The organism is Bacillus sp. 3255 (assembly GCF_031456485.1).
Classification (GTDB): Bacteria; Bacillota; Bacilli; order Paenibacillales; family NBRC-103111; genus Paenibacillus_E.
In genome coordinates this window covers 67,490-91,250 of record NZ_JAVDUS010000020.1, presented here as the reverse complement: position 1 = coordinate 91,250, position 23,761 = coordinate 67,490, and the positions used below count along the sequence as shown (strand labels likewise).

The 23,761-nt window shown below is 54.2% G+C and carries 22 protein-coding genes; 15 read left to right on the top strand and 7 right to left on the bottom strand.

Translation table 11 applies throughout. From position 1 onward, the window contains the following. Positions 1–4: 4 nt before the first annotated feature. From J2X61_RS26975 to J2X61_RS26940, 8 genes are all read left to right on the top strand, one after another. On the top strand, positions 5–847 hold the full coding sequence (locus J2X61_RS26975; protein ID WP_274467057.1) for an alpha-D-ribose 1-methylphosphonate 5-phosphate C-P-lyase PhnJ: 843 nt from the start codon (positions 5–7) through the stop codon (positions 845–847). Between the two features lie 20 nt (positions 848–867). Next, positions 868–1,713, top strand: coding sequence for an ATP-binding cassette domain-containing protein (locus J2X61_RS26970; protein ID WP_310192256.1), 846 nt, complete (start codon positions 868–870; stop codon positions 1,711–1,713). A 31-nt stretch (positions 1,714–1,744) separates the two neighbouring features. Further along, entirely contained in the window at positions 1,745–2,926 is a 1,182-nt protein-coding gene (phnM, locus tag J2X61_RS26965; protein ID WP_310192255.1) for a phosphonate metabolism protein PhnM, read from the top strand. Between the two features lie 14 nt (positions 2,927–2,940). Next, positions 2,941–3,654, top strand: a complete 714-nt coding sequence (locus tag J2X61_RS26960; RefSeq protein WP_274467054.1) for a phosphonate C-P lyase system protein PhnL — start codon at positions 2,941–2,943, stop codon at positions 3,652–3,654. A 108-nt stretch (positions 3,655–3,762) separates the two neighbouring features. Further along, a complete protein-coding gene (gene phnD / locus J2X61_RS26955) occupies positions 3,763–4,821 on the top strand; it encodes a phosphate/phosphite/phosphonate ABC transporter substrate-binding protein (protein ID WP_274467053.1) in 1,059 nt (352 codons plus the stop codon). Positions 4,822–4,861: 40 nt separating this feature from the next. Beyond that, entirely contained in the window at positions 4,862–5,659 is a 798-nt protein-coding gene (gene phnC, locus J2X61_RS26950) for a phosphonate ABC transporter ATP-binding protein (RefSeq protein ID WP_274467052.1), read from the top strand. Then, the gene (locus J2X61_RS26945; RefSeq protein WP_310192252.1) at positions 5,652–6,437 is read left to right on the top strand and encodes a PhnE/PtxC family ABC transporter permease; all 786 of its coding nucleotides are present in this window, start codon (positions 5,652–5,654) and stop codon (positions 6,435–6,437) included. Before phnC ends, J2X61_RS26945 begins: the two co-directional genes overlap by 8 nt. Beyond that, the gene (locus tag J2X61_RS26940; protein WP_379239622.1) at positions 6,437–7,300 is read left to right on the top strand and encodes a PhnE/PtxC family ABC transporter permease; all 864 of its coding nucleotides are present in this window, start codon (positions 6,437–6,439) and stop codon (positions 7,298–7,300) included. The genes J2X61_RS26945 and J2X61_RS26940 overlap by 1 nt, the downstream gene beginning before the upstream one ends. Before the next feature lie 65 nt (positions 7,301–7,365). On the opposite strand, the gene J2X61_RS26935 is transcribed toward J2X61_RS26940, so the two are convergent. The 7 genes from J2X61_RS26935 to J2X61_RS26905 all read right to left on the bottom strand — a co-directional run bounded on the left by J2X61_RS26935 (position 7,366) and on the right by J2X61_RS26905 (position 13,793). After that, entirely contained in the window at positions 7,366–8,265 is a 900-nt protein-coding gene (locus J2X61_RS26935; RefSeq protein ID WP_274467050.1) for a fumarylacetoacetate hydrolase family protein, read from the bottom strand. A gap of 62 nt (positions 8,266–8,327) precedes the next feature. Continuing rightward, positions 8,328–9,101: an SDR family NAD(P)-dependent oxidoreductase gene (locus J2X61_RS26930; RefSeq protein WP_274467492.1), complete on the bottom strand. Its 774-nt coding sequence runs from the start codon at positions 9,099–9,101 to the stop codon at positions 8,328–8,330. Positions 9,102–9,117: 16 nt separating this feature from the next. Further along, positions 9,118–9,867 carry an IclR family transcriptional regulator gene (locus tag J2X61_RS26925; RefSeq protein WP_274467049.1) on the bottom strand — a complete coding sequence of 250 codons (750 nt, stop codon included), beginning with the start codon at positions 9,865–9,867 and terminating at the stop codon, positions 9,118–9,120. Positions 9,868–10,453: 586 nt separating this feature from the next. Continuing rightward, positions 10,454–11,134: a TIGR00266 family protein gene (locus J2X61_RS26920; RefSeq protein ID WP_274467048.1), complete on the bottom strand. Its 681-nt coding sequence runs from the start codon at positions 11,132–11,134 to the stop codon at positions 10,454–10,456. Between the two features lie 33 nt (positions 11,135–11,167). Next, positions 11,168–12,364 carry an MFS transporter gene (locus J2X61_RS26915; RefSeq protein ID WP_274467047.1) on the bottom strand — a complete coding sequence of 399 codons (1,197 nt, stop codon included), beginning with the start codon at positions 12,362–12,364 and terminating at the stop codon, positions 11,168–11,170. 122 nt (positions 12,365–12,486) lie between these two features. Continuing rightward, entirely contained in the window at positions 12,487–12,726 is a 240-nt protein-coding gene (locus J2X61_RS26910) for a hypothetical protein (protein ID WP_274467046.1), read from the bottom strand. A gap of 158 nt (positions 12,727–12,884) precedes the next feature. Next, positions 12,885–13,793, bottom strand: a complete 909-nt coding sequence (locus J2X61_RS26905) for an ArsR/SmtB family transcription factor (protein WP_274467045.1) — start codon at positions 13,791–13,793, stop codon at positions 12,885–12,887. A gap of 162 nt (positions 13,794–13,955) precedes the next feature. On the opposite strand from J2X61_RS26905, the gene arfA reads away from it, so the two are divergent. The 7 genes from arfA to helD all read left to right on the top strand — a co-directional run bounded on the left by arfA (position 13,956) and on the right by helD (position 23,495). Then, complete coding sequence (arfA, locus tag J2X61_RS26900) at positions 13,956–15,467, top strand: arabinosylfuranosidase ArfA (protein ID WP_274467044.1); 1,512 nt, start codon at positions 13,956–13,958, stop codon at positions 15,465–15,467. A gap of 292 nt (positions 15,468–15,759) precedes the next feature. Then, positions 15,760–16,089, top strand: a complete 330-nt coding sequence (locus tag J2X61_RS26895) for a c-type cytochrome (RefSeq protein ID WP_274467043.1) — start codon at positions 15,760–15,762, stop codon at positions 16,087–16,089. Positions 16,090–16,318: 229 nt separating this feature from the next. Continuing rightward, positions 16,319–18,220 carry an LTA synthase family protein gene (locus J2X61_RS26890; RefSeq protein ID WP_310192247.1) on the top strand — a complete coding sequence of 634 codons (1,902 nt, stop codon included), beginning with the start codon at positions 16,319–16,321 and terminating at the stop codon, positions 18,218–18,220. A 408-nt stretch (positions 18,221–18,628) separates the two neighbouring features. Then, positions 18,629–19,405 carry an ABC transporter permease gene (locus J2X61_RS26885; protein ID WP_274467041.1) on the top strand — a complete coding sequence of 259 codons (777 nt, stop codon included), beginning with the start codon at positions 18,629–18,631 and terminating at the stop codon, positions 19,403–19,405. A 17-nt stretch (positions 19,406–19,422) separates the two neighbouring features. Next, complete coding sequence (locus tag J2X61_RS26880; RefSeq protein WP_310192245.1) at positions 19,423–20,193, top strand: ABC transporter permease; 771 nt, start codon at positions 19,423–19,425, stop codon at positions 20,191–20,193. A 24-nt stretch (positions 20,194–20,217) separates the two neighbouring features. Beyond that, a complete protein-coding gene (locus J2X61_RS26875) occupies positions 20,218–21,189 on the top strand; it encodes an ABC transporter ATP-binding protein (protein ID WP_274467039.1) in 972 nt (323 codons plus the stop codon). A gap of 17 nt (positions 21,190–21,206) precedes the next feature. Then, positions 21,207–23,495, top strand: coding sequence for an RNA polymerase recycling motor HelD (helD, locus tag J2X61_RS26870; protein WP_310192241.1), 2,289 nt, complete (start codon positions 21,207–21,209; stop codon positions 23,493–23,495). Positions 23,496–23,761: the final 266 nt, after the last annotated feature.

The following is a 23,761-nucleotide window of genomic DNA, read 5'->3' as shown; positions in this document are numbered from 1 at the left end:
ACAAATGCGAATTTCATATCATTTCGCCTTCTTGGATGAAGGGTCCAAACGCGAGATCCGCAGAGCTACGCTGAAGGCGATCGCCATTCCGGGGTATCAGGTGCCGTTCGCCTCCCGGGAGCTGCCCATCGGCCGAGGATGGGGGACAGGCGGATTGCAGCTGACGTTGTCGCTGATCGGCAGGAACGATGTGCTCAAGGTGATTGACCAAGGCTCCGACGAATCCGTCAATGCGGTGAGCATCAAGAAGCTGATCGACAAGACGACTGGCGTTCCGACAGTCGATGCGACACCGGAAGCGACGCTCATTCAATCCCGCCACCGGATTCCGGAGATTCCGCTGACCAAGGAGCAGATTCTGGTCCTGCAGGTGCCGATGCCCGAGCCGCTGCGGATGTATGAATCGAGTGAGCTGGAGACGAAGAGGCTGCACGGGGAGAAGGATTACAGCGGCGCCTGGCTGATGCTGTTCGAGCAAATTATGAAGTATCGGGGAGTCTCCACGGGTGCCGATCATCCGGTTATGGTACATGACCGGTATGTGATGGCGCCGAGCCCGATACCGAAGTTCGACAATCCGAAGATGAATCATTCGGAAGCCTTAATATTGCTGGGGGCCGGACGCGAGAAGAAGATTTACGCCGTACCTCCTTATACGAAGGTCGTCTCTCTGGACTTCGAGGACGTTCCGTTCGCGCCGGAGTCTTTCCCCGGCCAATGCTGCAGGCAGTGCGGGGCGAGCGATGTGTTTATGGACGAACTATATGACCGGGAGCTGGATACAACGTACTACCAATGCAACGATACGAGCTACTGCTTGGATCGCATGAACGAGAAGTCTTCCTAGAAGGTAGAGGTGAAGGAAAAATGAGTCATATCGCATCCCCCATTATGAGAGTCAACCGTCTAAATAAACAGTTCGGCGCAGGCTGCGAGCATTGCAGCGATCCGGCGAGCCGCCATCTGGACCGCAACTACTGCCGGTCCTGCGGAACCGTCTATTCATGTCAGGACATCACATTCGACCTGTATCCCGGGGAAGTGCTGGGCATCGTGGGCGAGAGCGGCAGCGGCAAATCGACGCTGATGCGGTGTCTGTACTTCGATCAAGAAGTGAGCGGAGGCGAAGCTTATCTGGAGCCGTACAAAGACGGCGGCAGCAACATGTTTCTGGAGTCTTCCCAGCAGAAGAAATATATCCGCAACCATTTGATGGGCAAAGTGTATCAAAATCCGGTTCTGGGGTTAAGGATGGGCTTCTCCTCCATCGGCAATATCGCCGAGAAAATGATTGCCGCCGGCAATCGCCGTGTCGCCGCGATGGAAGCGCGTGGAAGCGAGCTGCTGGAGCGGGTTCATATCCCGGTATACCGGATGAAGGAAGCGCCGAAGAACTTCTCCGGCGGGATGCAGCAGCGGGTGCAAATTGCCAAAGCGCTGTCGAACAATCCGCCGATCCTGTTATTGGACGAAGTGACGACGGGATTGGATCTTTCGGTGCAGGCGAATGTGCTGGATCTGATCAAGCATCTACAGAGAGAGCTGCAGATCAGCATGCTGCTCGTCTCGCACGACCTTGGCGTGATCCGCATGCTGGCGGACCGGACGATGGTGATGCTGGACGGACGCGTCGTCGAACAGGGCCTAACCGATCAGATTCTTGAGGATCCGCAGCATGCCTACACCCAGCAGCTCGTTCATTCTCTGTTATAGCCAAAGCGAATACCTGGGAGGAGGACTTAGGATGTATGTAATAACGAATGGCATCATTATCACGGAAGAAGCGATATTGGAAGGATACGAGATTCTGGTCGAGGGGGACCGCATCTCCCGAATCGCCCGGAGAGGAGAGTTCCTCCGGGATGAAGGCACGGAAGTCATCGACGCGTGCGGAGGCTATGTGACGCCCGGGATGATCGACATTCATTCGGATTATATCGAGCACATGACGGCTCCGCGGCCTACTTCGCTGATCGACTTCCGGATCGGTCTGCGCGAAACGGAGAAGGAGCTTATCTCCCACGGTATTACGACCATGTATCATTCCCTGTCCATCTTCAAATCCGTGGATTATAAATACCGGCCGATCCGTGAGCCCGAGAACGTGCGCAAGCTGATCGATCTCATCGACCGGACACACAACAGCAAACACTTGATCCGCCATCGGTTTCACGCCAGATTCGAGATCGACAACCTGGATCAGATCGATAACTTGAAATCTTACATTCAAGAAGAGAAGGTCCATTTGGTATCCTTCATGGATCATACGCCGGGCCAAGGGCAGTACAGGGATTTGGAAGTGTACAAGAAGACCGTCCGCGGCTATGACACCATCAGCGATGAGAACATCGCCGTCCTGATCGCTAATCATCAGACGAAGGAGAAGATGACGGTCGAGGCAATCCGGGAAATCGCGGAAATGGCTAGAGTCAGAAATATCGCCATCGCTTCGCATGACGACGATTCGGTTGAGAAGCTGGACCTGGTGCAGAGCTTCGGCACCGCAATCAGCGAATTCCCGATCACACTAGCCATTGCCCGCAAAGCGAAGGAGAAGGGACTTCACACGGTGGCCGGCGCGCCCAACGTCATTCTGGGCGGCTCGCACAGCGGCAACCTGTCCGCCGCCGAAGCGATTGAAGACGGCTGCATCGATATTCTATGCAGTGATTACTATCCGGCAGCGATGCTGCACGCGGTCTTCCAATTAGCGGCCTCTTCGCAGCAAGCTCTTGTCGAGATGTTCAAGCTGGTGACGCTGAATCCGGCCAAAGCGGTCAACATTGCGGATGATTACGGCTCGATTGAGGCAGGCAAGAAAGCGGATCTGTTGATCATCGAACGGATTGAACCGGATGATTTCCCTGTCGTGACGACCGTGTTCGTTGACGGCAAATTGATTCAAAAAACGAATTACCGCATCTAACAGGAGGTGATGGCATGGAGTACTTGCTGTCGATCGAACAGCTGTCCAAGTCGTTTACGCTGCACAATTTAAACAAACATATTTCCGCGGTGGATGATGTCAACATGTATGTGAAAGAAGGCGAATTCGTCGGGATTACCGGCAAAAGCGGCAGCGGCAAATCGACCGTTCTGAAATGCATCTACCGCACGTACTTGCCGAATGGCGGCAGCATCTGGTACGACTCCGCGAGATTCGGAACCATCGATTTGGCGGCCGCTTCGGAGCGAACGATCATCGAGCTGCGCAAGCTCGAGATCGGCTATGTGTCCCAATTTCTGAATGTGATGCCCCGGACGACAGCCAGAGAGCTGGTCCGCAACGCCATCGTCGAAATGGGGCAGCCCGCAGACTACGCCGAAGCGGAGACCGTCCAGATGCTGGAGCATTTCGAGCTGGACCGCAGCTTGTGGGACAGTTACCCGGCTACGTTCTCAGGCGGCGAGAAGCTGAGATTGAATATCGCGAGGGCGATGGTCAAGCGGCCGAGACTGCTGCTGCTCGACGAGCCGACGGCCAGTCTGGATCACAGCTCGAAATTGAAAGTGAAGGTGCTCATCGAGCAGTTGATGAAGGAAGGCACGACGATGCTGGGCATCTTCCACGACCTGGAATTCATGGAGCATCTGTGCCATCGCGAGTATCAAATTCGGGCAGGGAGATTCTTCACGGCGGAGAAAACGAGCTAGCTTACAATATCTTAAAATTATCAGAACATTCAGAAAATAAACGTCGATTATACTCATAGTGTTATGTTCCAATTAATGAAGATGGTTATTATCGGGAGGGGTTTCCACGTGACAAAGCTCAAGACTCTCATCATTTCTTTATGTTTGGTTGCCGTAGCCACCGGCTGCGCAGCGAAGACCGGCGATACACAGAACGCCGCCGCATCTGCCAAGACGAAAGACACCATCACGATTGCCTGGTACCCGAATGAATCGGGAGCTGACTTGAAGAACGCCCGGGAGGAGCTCGGGAAAGTGATCGAAACCGCCACAGGCAAGAAAGTCGAACATAAAACAACGACGGACTATATCATCGCCATTGAAGCGATTGCCAGCGGCGGAGCGGATCTTGCTTTCATGGGACCGCAAGGCTACGTTGAAGCGAACGCGAAGAACAAAAAGGTTCAGCCGCTCGTCGTGGCGAGCGGGGAGTCGGGCACCTTGGACGACGCCGTTTATTACAGTTGGTTGAATGTGCGCAAAGGCGAGGAAGGCTCGTACAAGAAAGGCGAAGGCTTCGCGATGGACGCGATTGCCGGCAAGAAATTCTCTTTCGTTTCCAACTCCTCAACGTCCGGGTTTAAAGTGCCATCCGCCGGAATCATCGGTTATTTCAACAAACAAGAGAAGTTCAAAAGCCTGACGGTCGACGACCTGCTGCAAGGCGGCAAGGACAAGTTCTTCTCCGAGGTGCTGTTCGGAGGCACTCACCAGGGCGCGGCAGTGAACCTGCTGACGGGCAAAGCGGACGTCGCCGCTTTCTGCGATACGTGCGTGTCTAACTACGTGGAGCTGGAGTCGGGAACGGCCAATAAGCCGGGTGCGGTCTATAAGGTCAAACAAGGCGCGGCGGAGCCGTTCAACACGCTGATCGGCAAAGAGTTTACAATCATTTCGTCCACGCCTGTATTGAACTCGCCTTTTGCCATCAACACCGATACCATTAGCGCCGAAGACCAGAAGAAGCTGAGAGATGCCTTTATCTCCGATGAAGTAACCAAGAATCCGAAAGTATTCCTGCCCAAGGATTCCAAGGAGTCCGGTCTGTTCAAGCAAAAGACAGGAAAAGAAAAATTCCTTCCCGTTGAGGACGCTTGGTTCAATCCGGTCAGAGATCTTTCCAAATAAGCGAAACACTAGCAGGACATAACCGATCGAGGGAGTAACCATGACAACGTTATTGGAATTCAAACAAGTGTCCAAACAGTACGGCACGGATACAAGAGCGTTATCGGACGTTAATTTCGCAGTGAAAGCGGGAGAATTCGTATCTATCATCGGACCTTCCGGAGCCGGCAAATCCACGCTCCTTCGCTGTATTAACCGGATGATTGACGCGAGCAGCGGAGAGATCATTTTCGACGGCGCGAGCATTATGGATTTTAAGAAAAGCGACTTGAAACGGCTGCGTACGCGGATGGGGATGGTTTTCCAGCATTACAATCTGGTGGACAGGCTGACCGTGGTCGAGAATGTGCTGCACGGGAGGCTTGGTTACAAGTCCACGCTGGAGGGCGTTCTGGGGCTTTACACGAAAGAAGAGAAGCGCCAAGCTTACGCCATTCTGAAAATACTCGGGCTCGAGGACCATGTGTATAAACGCTGCGACCATCTGAGCGGCGGTCAGAGACAGCGTGTGGGCATCGCGCGGGCGCTCATCCAGGCTCCCAAAATGCTGCTGTGCGACGAACCGATCGCCTCGCTGGATCCGAATGCATCCAAAGTCATTATGGACCATTTGCGCAGCATCTCTACGAAGATGGGGATCACCGTTATTGTCAATTTGCATCAAGTGGATACCGCCCTGCAATACTCGGACCGGATTCTTGGCGTGAACAAAGGAACGATCGTGTACGACGGCCCTCCGTCCGGGATCAAGCGCGAGCAGCTGTCCATGATTTACGGCTCAGCTCTCGAAGAGCATGCGGGGGAGCTGAAGGCTGAGCTGGAGGCATCCTATGCCTGATACCTTCTTCCTCCGCAAACGGATGAATACGCTGGCCTTTTGCCTCTTGCTGCTGGCCGTTACGCTAGCTGCGATGATCATCACGGACTATGACGTGGTGAAGGGCTTTACGTCCATACCGAAAGCGGCGCAGTGGGCGGCAAGCAATTTTTACCCGACTGAGAAAGCGATGGGCAAACTTTCCGGTATCGTCGGCTCCCTGACGGAGACGCTGCTCGTCTCAATTGCCGCCACGACGGCGGCCGCCGTGTTCGCAATGTTATTCGCTATCCTAGGCTCCCATACGACCGGAGTGGGGGGCGTCTTCAGCTTTGTAAGCCGCTCTATCGCTACATTGTTCCGCAATATCGATGTTGCCGCATGGTCGATGATTCTGCTCATCTCCTTCGGCCAAAATGTGCTGACCGGGTATTTTGCCCTCTTCTTCGGCTCCTTCGGGTTCTTGACGCGCGCCTTCATGGAGTCGATCGACGAAGTCAGCTCCTCCTCCGTTGAAGCGCTGAAAGCGACGGGGGCCAGCTACTTTACGATCATTTTCCAATCGGTCATCCCTTCGAGCATGCCCCAGCTGCTTAGCTGGATGCTGTTCATGGTGGAGACCAACATCCGCCACGCCACATTGATCGGCATTTTGACCGGTACCGGAATCGGATTTCTCTTCAGCTTATATTACAAAAGTCTAAATTATAGCGCCGCCTCCTTAGTCGTTATCGTCATCGTCGTTGCAATCTTCTGCATCGAAGCCGTCTCCAACTATGTCAGGAAGGTGATCTTGTAATGGATTTACATGAAACCGTAAGGGCCGTCTATGACAAGGGCAGCGGTCAGGATGCGGTATTCGGCACGCGGACGCGAGTGATGAATAAGCAAAAGATCGTGATTCGGCTTACACTGGGCGCTTTGGCAGCGTTGACGCTATACGGCTTTGCAACGTTCGACTACAAGGGCGTGCAGCTTGGGGAGGCCGTGTCTTCGACCCTGCAGACGGTCAGAACGATGTTCCTCCAGCCAAGGTTAACCCACTTCACGTTCGTCGAGGCGCTCGGTCAGATTGCCATTACTCTAGGGCTGGCGTTTCTGACGACATTGTTCGGCGCAGTGATCGCCCTGTACCTAGGCTTACTGGCGGCACGGAATTTATCCCATCCGCGGCTGTCGGTCGTGATTAAGGGTGCCGTCGCCTTTATTCGGGCGGTTCCTACGGTGTTATGGGTGTTGATTTTTGCGGTTGCGGCGGGGCTAGGCAGCGTTGCGGCCGTCATCGGGATGACGTTCCACTCCATCAGCTATCTCGTGAAGGCTTACTCGGAATCCTTCGAAGAATTGGATCAAGGTACGATTGAAGCACTGAAGGCGAGCGGGGCGAACTGGTGGCAAATCGTTTTCCAAGCTGTCCTCCCTTCCTCGGCCTCCTATTTGATTTCATGGACTTTCATGCGCTTCGAAATCAATTTCGCCGTCGCCGTCGCGATGGGGGCGGCAGCCGGAGCAGGGGGAATCGGTTATGACATGTTTATGGCGAGTTCGTTCTATTACGATGTCAGGGAGATTGGCGCTATCACGTACTTCATCTTGGGCTTTGCCATCCTGCTCGAGATCGCGGCTTCGGGGATTAAGAGGAAATTGCGAGTCCATAACTAATGCAAACGGGTTGAGAAAACGCAGACCATGCGAATTCTCAACCCGTTTATTCATTGGCTGGCGGTTTACTCGCTGACCATGCGGTTCGTTAAGCTGCCAAGCTTCTCGATAGTAATCGTCACGGTATCGCCGTTCTGCAGGTACACGCGTTTGTCCACCGGATCTCCGAGCACGACGCCTTCCGGCGTTCCCGTGAGAATAATGTCTCCCGGATACAGTGTCATATGCTGCGAAATGTAGCTGACAATCTCGTCGCAGTGGAAAATCATATCCGCCGTGTTCGAGTTTTGGCGCACCTTGCCGTTGACGGTGGTCGAAATGCTCAAGTCGTTCGGGTTGCCGACCTCGTCCGCCGTAACCAGGTAAGGTCCGAGCGGGCTGAAATCATCGCATGATTTGCCCAGCAGCCACTGCGCCGTACGCATCTGCAGATCGCGGGCAGACAGGTCGTTCACGCAGCAGTAGCCATAAACATGGTCCAGAGCGTCCTCTTTGGAAATATATTTGGCCTGCTTGCCGATGACGATGACGAGTTCAGCCTCATAGTCGACTTCTTTGGTGACGCGCGGAAGGGCGATATCATGCCCATGACCTGTAAGCGTATTGTTGAATTTATTAAAAAGAATCGGATACTGCGGAATCGGCGCATTCGTTTCTTCCGCATGCTTGCGATAGTTCAGGCCGACGCAAATGATTTTGCCGGGATCCGTTACGCAAGGACCGTAGGTGACAGACGATTCGCTGAGGAGAAGGTCCGCGCGGTCAGCGCTTTCCAACGCAAGGTTGACGAGCTGGCGCAGCGCTTCCGTCGCTGCTGCTCCGCCTTGAATCGCTTCGTGCACATTGGCGGGTACAGCGAAAGCGGGATTGAAGCGGCGAACGGCGCCGGCGACGTCCAGCACACCCTGATCGGTCAGCACGCCGAGCGCTAAAGTTTCGTTTTGATGGAATGTGAGCAATTTCATGTGGGAGCCTCCTAATGATTATATAAAATTCAATAATAGCTGTGGATAACTTCATCTCGCCGTTAGGCGTTCTTGCCGAACACGACGCCTCCGTCAATATACAGCGGTGAGCCCATCATGAATTTGGAATCGTCGGAGGCCAGGAACAATGCGGCTAAAGCCACGTCATCCGGGCGACCCAACTCGTTGCTCAGCTGCCGGGTTTTGAGCGATGCGATGGCCGCTTCCGGATCGTCATACGACGTGCGAAGATAATTCTCCACGAACGGCGTCATAATCGTTCCCGGCAGCAAGGCGTTCACCCGGATGCCGTAGGGGGCATAATCCACCTGCATGGATTTGGTGAGGGCCAGCACGGCGCCTTTGGTTGCGGCGTAGGAGGCGCGGCGGGCCAGTCCGATTTCGGCGATGCAGGAAGACATATTAATGATAGACCCTGACTGGCGTGCCATCATATGGGGAAGAACGTGCTTGGACGGAAGGAATACGCCCTTCACGTTAATGCTCATGATGCGGTCCCAAGCGTCCGGCTCCAGCTCATGCAGCGCACCGACACCGCTGATGCCGGCGTTGTTGAAGAGCACATCGATCCGGCCGAACTCCTGGATGATCTGCTCAACCATCGCCTGGACGGAATCGGAGTGGGTCACATCCGCCCGGATGAAGCGGGCCGTTCCGCCGGCTTCGGTGATGGCGTTCACCGTCTCGATCCCCTTCGCTTCGTCGAGGTCGTTCACGATGACCTGGGCGCCTTCCCGCCCGAATAAGAGAGCCGTGCTTTTGCCGATACCGGAAGCAGCGCCTGTGATGAGAATGACTTTGCCTTGCAATCGCATGTTCAATTCCCCTTTGCTATTCGGATAATTGTTGAGCCAGCTTGCATACTTCATCTATACAGATCTGCTTCTTCTGTTCCCACTGAGGCAACATCATGGAGCAGCTGACAGCGGCGATTACGTTCCCTTGCGCATTGCGAATCGGAGCGGCCGCACAACTGAAGCCGAGGACGGCTTCCTCCAGATCCAGCGCATAGCCTTGCTTGCGGATTTGTTCCAGAGAGCTTCTCAGCGCCTGCAGCGTCGTGATGGAATGCGCGGTGAGCTGAGGAAAAGGCTCCTGCTCCTTCGTGTACAGCGAGTCGAGCTCCTCATCCGTGAGACCGGCGAGCATGACCTTGCCGAGCGCAGTGGCGTGTGCGGGCAGGCGCATGCCGGGTCCGGAAGCCAGCCGGACAGGTGTAAGCGCTTCCTCTTTGGCGAGGTAGAGTACTTCATTGCCGTCCAATTTGGCTAACTGGAGCGACTCCCCGAGCCTAAGCTTCGTTAAGGACGCCTCTTTGTGGAAGGACTCGTTCAGGTCGCGGTGCTGGTTAGCCGCATGTCCGAGCCGTGAAAGCTCGCGTCCGAGGCGGTATGTTTCGCCGGCTTCCTTTTCGATCCACCCGAGATTCTCCAGCGTCAGCAGCAGGGAGTACATCGAGCTCTTGTTGATTTGGAGCGCGCGCGAGATATCGATGAGCTTCAGCTTGCCTGGCTGGCCGGCGATTTCTTTCAGGATCAGGTGGGCGCGTTCAATGGCTGGAACGCGGTATTTATCGTCCAATCGGGGGCCTCCTAGATGTCGGTGGTTTATTATAGAAAACCGAGTTTATGTATTGGAACCATCATAGCATAATTTTTGGCAAATGACGAGGGGGAAAACAGGGGAGTCACTACGAAGTGTGTCTCGCTCAACGAGAGTCTCGCCCGTAGCGGGAATTTCTCCTGTTAAATGAAGCCTGATGGGGCCTCGAATGGCGAGTAACAGGAAAAACTCCCGTTAATCGGCCCGTATTCGCTGTCTTTACGCGGAAAAGGGAAGAATTAACGGGAGGAATTCCCTTTATTCGTAGAACTGGGCTAATATTGTCGGGAATAACGGGAGAAATTCCAGTTACGCCCTGCAGGAGAATGAGATAACAAGCCTCCCTTTACAGGAGTCTCTCCCATACAGTGGTAATTCTAGTTCTGTCTAGGGCGAGAACGAGAAAACTGGCCACCCTTCACGAGAGTCTCGCCCGTAGCGGGAAATTCTCCTGTTAAATGTAGCCCGATGGGCCTCGAATGATGAGTAACAGGAAAAACTCCCGTTAATCGGCCCATCCCGCGGTTCACGCGGAAAGGGGACGAATTAACGGGCGAGCAGCTCCTTATCTGCTGCCCGGAATGAACTGCTTCAGCCACCCGCCGAAGCTCTGCGGATTGCGCGTCTGAATGAGCACGACGCCCTCGCCGCGGAACCGGCAGACGACGCCTTCGCCGCTCGTAAAGCTGGAGAGCCAGCCTTTCGAGGCTTTCTCGATCGTATACGCGGTATAATCCGGCCAAGCGACAAGATGCCCGTTGTCGATGACAACCTCTTGCCCGGGCGCAAGATTGATGGCATGAATTGCGCCGTAAGAGGAGAGGAAGACCGTGCCTCTGCCGCTAATCTCCACAATGAAGAAGCCTTCACCGGACATGAAGCCGCTCATGAGATTTTGCATTTTCGTATTCACCTGAATGCCTGAGGTTCCGGCAAGGAAGCCGTCCTTTTGTACATAAAGCTTGTACGATCCGTCCAGCTCCACAGCCTCGATATCGCCGATGACGGCCGGAGCCAGTAAGACTTCGCCAGACCCCCGAGTCGGCGTCAGCTCCTGGAAGAAAAATTTCTCGCCGCTCAGCATCCGGCCCAGCCCGCGCATGATGCCGCCGTCCACGGTGCCCTTCAGCTCGATATTCGGCGACATGGAGACCATGGCTCCGGCTTCGGCTTTGATGTTCTCACCGGCTTCCAGCTCCACGCGCAGCATGGGAAATGCACCTTTATACAAAATTTCGTGTTTCATGAAATGTCCTCCATAAGTAGATTAGATAATTGGCTATGTAGGGGCTGTTCTCGAACCCTCCAAGCTGCGGTTGAAGTAGACAAATACGGCGCTCAGCAGCAATATACTCATCGTGACGATGAACACGGACCTGAACCCGAACTCAGCGGCAAGGTGACTGCCGAGCAGCGGCCCCAACAGGTTGCCGAGAAACAGCGACGAGGTGTTAAAGCCGTAGGCAGTCCCTTGAATCTGCGTCGGGGCGAGCTTTCTGACCAGCACGTTGAGGGACGGAATCATGCCGCCGATGAACAGTCCCAGCAGGAATCTTCCGACCAGAAGCATTGTGATGCCTGTTGCGAAAGCCTGCGGAATGAAAGCGAGTGCCGCCATACAGAGCGCGATGACGAGCGTTTTGCGCTGACCGATCCGATCGCCGAGACGTCCGAGGGAAGGGGCGCCGAACAAGTTGGCGATGCCCGTAATCGCAACGACCAAGCCGGAGAGCAGCTCCAGATGGCTCCCGGTGTAGATGTTCTTCGCATATACGGTCACGATCGGCTCGATGCTCATCATCCCGACTTGCATGATCAAGGATGCCGCGAAGACAGGGAGCAGGGGCCGGAACAGCCGCCATTCGGTGCGCTGCTTTGTTTTTTTCGGGGCAGGGGCCTTGCGCTCCTCACGTATGAAAATCATCACAATCAGGCTGGCGCAGAGCATGAGAGCGCCGGTGATGAAGAACACATGGCTGTAGCCGATAATACTGGCCAGCAAGCCCCCGACTAGCGGGCCGATCAGCGAACCGGCAATCGATCCCGTCTGCAGCGTGCCGAGCGATTTGCCGGAATGCTCCGCCGGTGTCAGCGAAGCTTGCAGAGAGACGGCCATCGAGATGAACCCGGAGAAGAATCCGTTCAACAGCCGCAAGGCGAGCAGCTGCCACGGATCCGTGACAATTCCCATCAAGGCGGTCACGACCGCCATGCCGAAGCCGGCGCGAAGCAGCATGATTTTGCGGCCACGCCGGTCCGCGATAGCTCCCCATAGGGGCTGCGTGAGGAACGAGGTAATGAATTGGGCGGCGACGATCCAGCCTGTCCACCTGACGATTTCCCCTACGTCGTGAACGCCCAGTTCTTCCACGTAGAGCGGCAGGAACGGAAGGATCAGATTCATCCCGCACATGATGGAAAAGTTAGCCCCCCATAAGATCCATAATGACTTCTTCCAATGTAAGGGTGCAGGCATTTCGAGGGCTCCTTTTCTTTTTTTACAGTATAGCATACTTCGAAAGAACGACATTTATGGGGAAACGCCAAAAAAAGCTATCCTCAGCGGATAAGCCGCTTAGTGAGGATAGCTGCAGGAGACTATGTATTCATACTGGACATCATCGTGCCGAAGATGATGACGACGAAAACGAGATAAATGACAAGCCCGATCGCTGCCCAGATTAAGCTGGCTTTGGCGTAGTTCGATTTTGTCGGGTTTTCGCTTTTGCTGAAGGCCCATACGAACAGCAGCACGATATTCACGATCGGAATGGCGAGCAGAAGGATGGTAATCATCCAATCCTTCACACTTAGCACAGGCGCCTGTTGTTCTTGCATACGGTTCAACTCCCTCTCAGTCATTTACCTTACTGTATTGCAAGCCGCCTTCCGTTATGACTTTTAGTTTACATAACATGGCCCAAGAGGGGAGGTCCCGCACTCGCGCCCGCACTCGCACTCGCACCCGCATGCGCATGCGCAGGACAGCACGTTCTCTATCTGCGGTAGGTACGAAAAACGATATCCCGGTTATAGTTGCCAAAGCTTTCACCGTACAAGGTCAGCCCGCCGACATGCGCCGCATCCGCCGGCACTTCAAGCCGCAGTGTCCACTCGTTGCGCGACATGCGGATGTCCTTGATCGTGACTTCGGACAGACGCTGCCCGTCAAGGAATGTGCCCTGCTCGGTGATCCGGATCACTTTCAACCAACCGTATTGGTTGATAGAGTCCGGCCACCAAGCAGGGGTTAACAAGCCCCGGCCTTGCCCCGAATCGCCGGGACTGGTCCAATAGCCGAGCAGCGTATCATTGACGTAGAAATGGATATCCGACGGCCAATCCTCGGCAACTCCCGGCGCTTCGGAGCCAATTTCCAGCGAAATCTCGATCTCCTCCAGCGTTTGGCTGGGGAGCACGTAATTCGGGATGCGGTATTCCACGAAGCCGCTCCCGAACCACAGGATCTTCGCATGCATCCGCTCAGGCTCGAGAAAATAGCGCGGATCATCGTACTGCCCGATCACATGGTCGGCTGTGGCGAGACCGCACGTAGGCTGTACCTCGAAGCGCGTGTAGTGCCCGATGGGGACGGACACTTCGTCGAACGTGCGCTGCGGCTCGCTTTGCTGCTGCGGCAGCTGTAAGTGCACGCTATCCGCGGCCAAGGTGCAGATTTTGTGCGTGCCGCCTTGTTTGCGCACAAGGGCCGTGCGAATGAGCCCTCCGGCTTCCAGCTTTTTGACATGCATCGTCACAATGGCGCTGCTCAGACCGAGCGTTGCGGCAAGATCCTTCACATTCATCTCCTGCACCGCGAGCAGCTCCAGGATGTGCAGCCGCACCTCGCTGGCCAAAGCCTCATAGAGCGGCAGCCATTTGCGCTCCGTTGTTGCGTATATCATGAGATCGACTCCTTCAGCGACTGATTCATATAAATATAAATCCAAAACATCCGCAAGGAAAGGGTTGAAATCGGGCGGAGTTTATTGTTTAATAAAGACAACAACATTGTATTTATATTAATTGATTTATATTTTTATTAATTATACGACGAGGTGAAGGTAATGTCTATGAAAGCAAGCATGATTATTGACAAAGATTTCAAAGTTGGCGAAGTGGATTCCCGTATTTACGGATCCTTTATCGAGCATTTGGGCCGCGCTGTCTATGGGGGCATTTATGAACCCGGACATCCGCAAGCGGATGAGCAGGGTTTCCGGGCGGACGTATTGGAGCTGGTCAAAGGTTTGGATGTGCCGATCGTTCGATATCCGGGGGGGAACTTTGTATCCGGCTATAACTGGGAGGATGGCATCGGACCGGTGGAGAAGCGCCCAAGAAGACTGGATCTGGCATGGCGCACGATTGAGCCGAATCTGGTCGGCCTTAATGAATTTATGGATTGGTGCCGTAAGGCGAACACCGAAGCTATGATGGCTGTGAATCTCGGAACCCGCGGACCGGATGAAGCCAGAGATATTATTGAATACTCCAATATTCAAGGCGGGACGTATTGGAGCGATTTGCGTATTTCGCACGGGTACAAGGCTCCCCATAACATCAAAACGTGGTGCCTAGGCAACGAAATGGACGGTCCATGGCAGACGGGAGCCAAAACGGCGCTCGAATACGGCCGCGTTGCTTGTGAAACGGCCAAAGTCATGAAGTGGGTGGACCCGTCGATCGAGCTTGTAGCTTGCGGCAGCTCCAGCTTGACCATGGCGACCTTCCCGGAATGGGAGGCGACCGTGCTCGAGCATACTTATAATCATGTCGATTACATTTCGCTGCATCAGTATTACGGCAACCGCGACAAGGATTCCGCTAACTTCCTGGCCCAGTCCATGGGGATGGACCGCTTCATCCATACGGTTATATCGACGGCGGACTATGTTCAAGCTAAGAAGCGCGGCAAGAAGAAAATCAACCTGTCTTTCGACGAATGGAACGTGTGGTACCACTCTAATGAAGCTGACCGCCGCATCGAGCCGTGGTCCATCGCTCCGCCGCAGCTTGAAGACATATACAATCATGAAGATGCGCTGCTCGTAGGGTGCATGCTCATATCCATGCTGAAACGGGCGGACCGCGTGAAAATGGCCTGCTTGGCACAGCTCGTTAATGTCATCGCACCTATTATGACAGCAAACGGCGGGGCAGCTTGGAAACAAACAATCTATTACCCGTATATGCACGCCAGCGTTTTCGGGCGCGGAACCGTCTTGGTGCCGCTGATCAAATCGCCGAAGTATGACGCGAAAGACTACACGGACGTTCCTTATCTGGAGGCTGTAGCGGTACATAATGAGGAGAAAGATGAAGTCACCGTCTTCGCCGTTAACCGCCACTTGACAGAAGCGCTTCCGCTGGAGCTTGATCTGCGCAGCTTCGGAGCCTCTCAAGTCATTCAGCATATCGTGATGGAGCATGACGATTTGAAGGCCGCGAATACGATCGATGCCCATGACCGTGTGAAGCCCCACAATGGAGGCAGCGCAACCGTCGATGGCAACGGCCGTATTGTTGCAACGCTTGGCAAAGCATCATGGAACGTGATTCGTCTCAAATTGGTGTAAGCAGCGAGTTGATATGAAGTTGAAATAACCCGAGACATGGTCAGGAGTATAAGCTCCGCCATGTCTTTTTATTTTGTGCACGTTACACATTATTTACAGCCTGACGCCGAAATAAATCGATTATGCGTTTCACATACTATCACTATCACTCAAGCAGGCAGCGGCATCCTCTAACCCAAGGTTAGAAGCAAGCCCAGGGTTTACGTCTATGACACTCTAGTGAACTTCTTTCTTCTCCAGCCTTGGCTCTGTTATGATGAAGGGAAATATGTCGTTAAGGAGTTTCCTGCACATGAAAACTAAGCTGCTGATTGGAAGCATGATGATTGTGGCATTGGGGTTATCCGCCTGCGGAAATGGAAATGAGAGCCACAAAGAAGCGCAAACCACACCTGCCAAGTCGGATCCGCAACAGGTTTATCAAAACTTTTGTATCTCTTGTCATGGTAATCAATTACAGGGCGGAGAAGGTCCGAACATTCAAAAAGTCGGCGAGCGCTTGACCGAGGAGGAAATCGTGAAGCGCATACAGAAGGGTGGCGGCGGAATGCCACCGTTTCAAGTCGCACTCAAAGAAGAGGAACTAAAGGCGTTGGCGTCGTGGTTGGCCGGCCTTAAATAATGGAAGGAAATGGGTTCCCTAAGGTTCCTTTAAGGTTATCTACATATTTTCTTCATAATTGGGGTTTACAATAGGGGCTAGAGGAGAGTGATGCAAGATGCACCCCAATGTGAAGCCCCGGAGCCGTCTTCGGAAGAAACCGAGTAAGAAGACGAGAACACAACGTCTGGGAGCGACGATTTCCCTATTGCTTTTTTTCATTCTGTTGCCTGTCTGTTCAGTAGCCGGTATGGAGCTGTTAGAACGCGGCTCGCTGCAGGATACGATGAAATGGATATCCTCCAATGAACCGCTTTTTCTATTAAATGTAGGAATTACTTTCTTTTTCCTGGCTTTTATTTACGCTTTAGTGGGATCCTTGGCGATCTCCGGAGCGATCTCCACCCTGCTGCTTGGCCTCATGGCCTTGATTTCTTACATGAAGGTGACAATGATCGGGGAGCCGTTCTTCCCGTGGGATATTTTGCTCAACAAAGAAAGTATGGATATTGCATCCCTAGTTACAGGTAAAGCGGCACTTCTACGAATCGGTGCAGTAGCGGCGGCGGTTGTCATCGTTCTAGTATTAAGATGGGTGATACCGCGCTCTACCCTTCCAGTCATCTCCAGAATTGGGTTAGGGCTGTTTTCGCTCTATGCCTTATATGCATTTGGGATTAAAACACCGTTAGCCGGCAAAATTCTGGATCATGCGGGCGTGAGTGAAATTGTATGGAACCAGCAGGAGAATTATGCGAATAATGGAACGGCGCTGGCTTTTACGTTGAATGTGAAAAATTCGATCGTGCAGAAGCCGGAAACGTACAGCAGTGAAGCGATAGCGACAGTCGCGGCTTCGATCGGAGAGGTATCGCAGAAGGAACCGGCACCTGCGGCGAAAGTGGTTTCGGCGAGCGCCCAGCCAAGCAAAAAGCCGAACGTTATTTTCATCATGAGCGAAGCCTTCTGGGACCCTACGCTGCTGCCGAATGTCAAATTCAGCCAAGATCCTCTGCCTACCGTTCATCGGCTGCAGAAGGAATCATCCTCCGGGTACTTGCTGTCCCCGCAATTCGGCGGGGGTACGAGTAACGTCGAATTCGAAGTGCTGACAGGCAATTCCATGAGCTTCCTGCCGGGCGGATCCATTCCGTACCAGCAGTACGTCAGCAAGCCTGTTCCGAGCTTGGCGAGTTATTTCGCCGATCAAGGCTATAAAAGCATGGGGATTCATTCTTATGAAGGCTGGTTTTGGGACCGGAACTCGGTCTATAAGCAGCTGGGCTTCGAATCTTTCAAAAGCAGCGAGCATTTCGTGAATCCGGAAACGAAGGGGTACTTCATCTCCGATGCCGAGGTGTCCCGCAATATTATGAATGAAGTGGACAAAACGGAAGAGCCGATGTTCATCTATACGGTCACGATGCAGAATCATGGCCCTTACGATGACCCGCGGTACGGCGAAAATCAATTCAAGGCTGAAGGCAACCTGACGCCGCAAGCCAAAACAATTCTCGAAACCTACACGCAAGGCGCGCATGATGCCGATCAAAGCTTGCAAATGCTCATCGACCATTTCAAAGATTCGGATGAGCCGACGATGATTGTTTTCTATGGTGACCATTTGCCTATGCTGGGTCTGGATTATCAGGTGTATAAGGAAGCGGGCTTCCTATCTACCAGCAACGCCAATGATTGGTCGCTGGAAGAAGTGAAGAAAATGCACAGCATTCCGTTGGTCACCTGGTCCAACTTCGATATGCCGAAGCAGGATATTCCGCTCTTGAGCGATTCCTTCTTAGGCGCTCACGTACTGGATATGCTTCATATGGAAAAGACGGCGAATTTCACGTTGAACGCGGAGTTGGCTGACAAGGTGCCGGGATTGCTGAGCAATCTCGTTGTAGATCAGGACCAAACGCTTCATGCCGAAGCGCCAGAGTCCGTGAAATCGCTCTTGGACGACTATAGGAACGTGCAGTATGATTTGCTCTTCGGTAAGCAGTATTTGGCCGAATATATTGATCATGATTATTTGACGAAGTCGTCGCAGCCTAGCTACAATGCCGAGTTCGACGACCCTGGCACGAAGCTGCGGGCAGAGGAGCAGAGCAGTACGCCTCCTGAGGCGAAGCCGGCAAGCGTGCAGTAGATGAGGAAGGATGCCCTGGGGGCATCCTTTTTTGTTTTGGCGGCGTGCCCCGCGGGAGCCGGAAGGCGCTAACGGACACAGCGGCCGCTAAATGCGCGAAACCGCCGCATGGCCGGATCTAACGGACCCACGTGCGCTTATTTGCCCACTTTTCGACGATCGCACGCCGAAAAGGGACAAATAAGCGCAACCGTGTCCGTTAGAAGTTGAATTCGGCCCCGCCCGGCCGAATAAGGTCCGCTGTGTCCGTTAGCCGTGCCACGCGACCCACGCGACCCACGTGTCCCCCGGGGCTCGAAAAAAATCATTGCCATCCCCAGGGCATATTTGGTAATATGGAACTCCGTCTCTACGCTGCGGCTGCAGTAGAAAAGTTTTTTAGGCATTAAAAAACAGAGGAGGTGTTTTATGCTTTTCGCGGTTTTGGCCCGCAAGGCATACGCAAAAAATTTGCAGTTCCGCGGCTCGCATCTGCTGCATAACGCTGTAAGCGCGGTTTTCGGCTTTATCTACGCCAGCATTTGGACGGGACTCGGGTCCGACTCGTCGCTCGGCGAATACGGTGTAAGAGGCATGGTCGGCTATATCGCCTTCAACCAGGCGATCCTCTGGATCACGCAATTCACGACGAACGGACTTGGGCTCGAACAGTCGGTGCGCACCGGTCAAATTGCGGTCGATCTGATGCGGCCCGTCCACTTGTTCTATCAAGCGATGAGCAAGGAATGGGGCCAGGTGTGGTACCAGTTCGTTTATAAGTTCATCCCGATTTACACCCTCTACTACTTCATCTTCTCCTTACAGCTTCCGCACAAGGCTTCCGTATACGGCTGGACGGCGCTCGCGCTCGTATCAGCAGCTTATATCTCCATTTGCATGAATTATCTCATCGGTGTGGCCGCCTTATGGACCACGGAATCCCGCTGGCTCTACTGGCTGAGTTACTCGCTGAGCACGCTGCTCTCCGGATTCTTCATTCCGCTGGAATGGCTGCCAGGGTGGCTGCGAACGATCAGCCAATATACGCCATATCCGTATTTGCTTTATTATCCGACCCGAATTTATATGGGACTTGAAGAAGGAACAGCCATGCTCGGAGCCCTCCTATGGGGCATCGGGTTTACTTTTGTCTGTCTGGCCGCCACACACCTGGTCCGGAGGAAGCTGGAGGTGCAGGGCGGATGATGTCCGTGAAATTATTTATGATGTTAATTAAGGCGAGCTTGCGCAGCAGGATGCAATACAAGTTTAATTTTCTATTCTCAACCGCTATGGCGGCATGCATACAAATTTCGGAATTTCTTATGGTGGCGCTGGTCATGATGCGTTTCGGCGATATCAAAGGTTGGTCGCTGTATGAGGTGTGTTATTTGTACGGAGTCATCATGATCTCCAAAGCGATCTACCGGACGCTGGCTTCGGATGTGCATCATCTCGAGAAATATCTCGTATCCGGCGATCTGGATGCGCTGCTGATTCGTCCCGTTCCGGTACTGCTGGCGCTGATGACCCAGAACTCGCGGGTACTCTTCGCCGAAATCGGGCAAGGCCTCGTGCTGCTGGCCATTTCGATGAAAGCGCTTATGGCATCGGGGCAAATCGGCTGGCCAGCGATTCCGTTAACGGCATTAATCATCGTCAGCGGAGCGGTCATTTTATTCGCCATCGGGCTGGCAACAGCCGCTTCCGGCTTCTGGCTGACACGGATCGAATATTTGCAGAATATGACGGAAGACGCCACGCATACGGCAGCGCGCTACCCGCTCTCGCTGTATCCCAAATGGCTGCAAGGTGCGCTGATGGTGCTTGTACCCGTCGCTTTCGTGAACTATATACCGGCTTTATATGTGATCAGGCACCAGGGCGGTATCTGGCTGCTGCTAGGTACGACGGCTGTCGCGTGTGCAGCGCTGTGGCTGGCGATTCGGTTCTGGAAGCTTGGGCTATCCCGCTATCAAAGTACGGGCAGTTAATGACATGAAGGAGGAAGGGAACCTATGATTACCGTGACGAATTTGCGAAAAACATTCCAGACCCCGATCATTCAGGAAGGCCGGTTTGCCGGTCTTCGAACGTTGTTCTCACGGGCTTACAGAGAGAAGGAAGCGGTGCGGGATCTGAGCTTTGAGATTGAATCCGGCGAGTTCGTCGGGTATATTGGACCTAACGGAGCTGGCAAATCCACGACGATCAAGATGCTGACCGGCATCCTTCATCCGACTTCGGGGGAAGTACTGATTCATGGCTACAGCCCGCAGAAGCATCGAAGGCGCGTGGTTGGCAAGCTTGGGGTCGTCTTCGGCCAGCGCAGCCAGCTGTGGTGGGATCTGCCGGTGAAAGATTCCTATGAAATTTTAACGGCCATGTACCGCGTTGACGAGAGTGTCGCCCGCCGGAGGCTTGGTGAGCTGAGCGAGCTGCTGGAGCTGAAAGAGCTGCTGGATATGCCGGTGCGCAAGCTCTCGCTGGGCCAGCGGATGCGGGCGGATCTGGCGGCTTCCATGCTCCATGATCCCGATATTTTATTCCTCGACGAGCCGACGATCGGGCTTGACGTTGTAGCGAAGAAGAACATTCGCGGCTTCCTGCAGACGTTGAACCGGGACTTCGGCAAAACCATTTTGCTCACGACGCATGATATGGACGATATCGAGCAGCTATGCCGGCGGGTGATTGTCATCAATCACGGGCAGATCGGCTATGACGGCTCAATCGATACGTTAAGAGACAGAATCGGCTTGCCGACGATCTTGAAAATTACGTACCGCGGCGATATTCGTATCCCTGCGGACTGGGAGCAGCCGTTCCGGCTGGTATCGCAAGAAGCGAATGTGCTTACCGTTGCGTGCAACCGCCAGGAACTGAAGGCGATGGACGTGCTGAGAGTCGTCAGCCTCTGGGGCGATATGGATGATGTACATATGGAAGAACCCGAGTTTGAAGAAGTGATTCACGGGGTATACAAATAGGCAGGAGGAAGATACAGATGCCAATTGATCATGAAGAAAGAGAACGGGAAGCGCGGCGTGTTTCCTCTGTTCGCTCCCGCATTCAAGAACGAATCGTCGATTTAGGCGAAACGGTGGATCAACGCCGCGCCGAAGTGACGGCCATCGGCCGCAGCTTCTGGGACGACATCTCCGTCAATGCGGACAATGCGGACGATGTGATCGAGACGGCGGCGAGCATGGCCCAGCAGGAGCATGTCCTGCTCGGCCAGAAGCGCAGCTATCAGGTCGCGCAGGATGCGCTGTATAAGCTGCAGCGCGTTGTCGATGCGCCGTATTTCGCACGCATTGATTTCCTGGAGCGCGGGGAGCAGGACCGGGAGAAGATCTATATCGGTCTTACCTCCTTCATCGATCCGAATTCGGATGAAATTCTAATTTATGACTGGCGTGCGCCGATTGCCAGCTTATTCTATGACTATCCGCCGGGGCCGGCAACGTACCGCACGCCGGAGATGGATGTCAGCGGCGAGCTGCTGCTCAAACGCCAATACATTATTAAGGCCGGCGAGCTGCAGGACGTGTTCGACACGGGCATTTCCATCGGCGACGAGATGCTGCAGAAGATGCTCAGCCGCAGCGCCGACGAGAAGATGCACAGCATCGTGACGACGATCCAGCGCGAGCAGAACCAGATCATCCGCGATGACCGGCACAAGGTGCTGGTCGTACAGGGCGCGGCCGGCAGCGGCAAGACGTCGGTCGCACTGCAGCGCATCGCGTATTTGCTCTACAAATACCGGACGACGCTCAGCTCCGACAATATGATTTTGTTCTCGCCGAACTCTCTGTTCAGCGATTATGTGTCGCACGTGCTTCCGGAGCTCGGTGAAGCGACGATGCAGCAGACGACGTTTCAAGACTATTTGAATCACAAATTGGGCAGCACCGGTCTGAAGCTCGAAGATCCTTATGATCAACTGGAATTCATTCTGACGGGCACGGAGCAGGACTCCGACTACCGGGCGCGGCTGCAAGGCATTCAGTACAAAGCGTCGGCGGCTTTCCTGAACGTTATCGAAGCTTACGGCGAGAAGCTGAAGAGCGGCGGCCTCCGCTTCGTCGATCTGGCGGTGGGCCAGAAGGTGCTGATAACCGCCGGTGAATTGAGCGAGCGCTTCTACAGCAAAGCTTCGATTCTAGCGCTCGGCGAACGCATGGAACAGCTGTCCGAATGGATGCTGGAGAAGCTTGATGCGATCCAGGCCGACGCCCAGAAACGCTTTTACCGCAAAATGGTGCGGGAACCCAAATATATGGGCACGGAGCCGGAGATGAAGAAGCTGAGCAAAATCAAAGCGCACAAGGCGATTGCTCCGCTGAAGGAGAAGGCGCGTAATCTTGCTTACGTCGACGTGCTTGGCATGTACCGCGAGCTCTACGCGAACCAAGAATTGCATCAAGAGCTGACGGGCGGGCAGCTTCCGGAAGATTGGGACCGCATCTCCGCTTTCACGGCCGGCGCGCTGGATGCAGGGCTGCTGCATTACGAGGATGCAACGCCGCTTGTTTATCTGAAGGGCCTTGTGGAAGGCCAGCTGCGGGTAGGAACGATCCGCTACTGTCTGGTGGACGAGGCGCAGGATTATTCGCCTTTCCACTACGCGTATTTGAAGAAGCTGTTCCCGCGCGCCAGATTTACGCTGCTGGGCGACTGGAACCAAGGGATTTTCACGCATGCGAACGCTTCTGACGCGGACGCTCAAGGCTCCAAGAACGAATACAGCTCGATCAGCGAGCTGATGAAAGAAGAAGAGACGGAGACGATCCGTCTCGTGAAGAGCTATCGGTCGACGCGTGAAATCGTCGATTTCGCCAGCCGCGTGCTGCCGTTCGGCGAGCCGATCGAGCCGTTCTCGCGCAGCGGCGAGCCACCGCGCATCCTGCGTGCGGCGGACGAGAACGAGCTGCACCGCCTCGTGGCGGACGCGGCGCTCACGCGGCAGCGCGGCGGCGGCGGCTCCGTCGCGATTCTGTGCAAGACCGCGCGCGAGACGGAATCGGCATATGCGGGCTTGCTGCCGCTGCTGCCGGGTCTGGCGCGGATCACGAAGGAGACGCTGCACTATGAGGCAGGCGTCATGATCATGCCGGCGTATCTCGCCAAAGGGCTCGAGTTCGACGCCGTCATTCTCTACGACGCCGGGGCGGATATCTACGCGGAGGCGAAGGAGCGCAAGCTGTTTTACACGGCTTGCACCCGTGCGCTCCATCACCTGGATGTCTGCCATTTAGGTGAATTAACCCCTTTTCTGACGCAAAGTTAGACATTCGTCCATACCCATCCGCCCTGCCCGGCATAGGATATACCAGGCTATAACGCAAGATTCGACGGGCAGGAAGGAGGAAGTCGCCAATGTCAGGAGTTGGATACTCTAGCGCAGCGGTTGTTCTGGTACTGTATATTCTGTTGGTTATCATTCTGGCAACATTCTAATAGATGCTTTCTGCGAAGCGCCTTTCGGATCGTCCGAGAGGCGTCTTTTTGCGTTCGGTCCCTTCTGCATAAATCCACCTGGATTGGATACCTTAA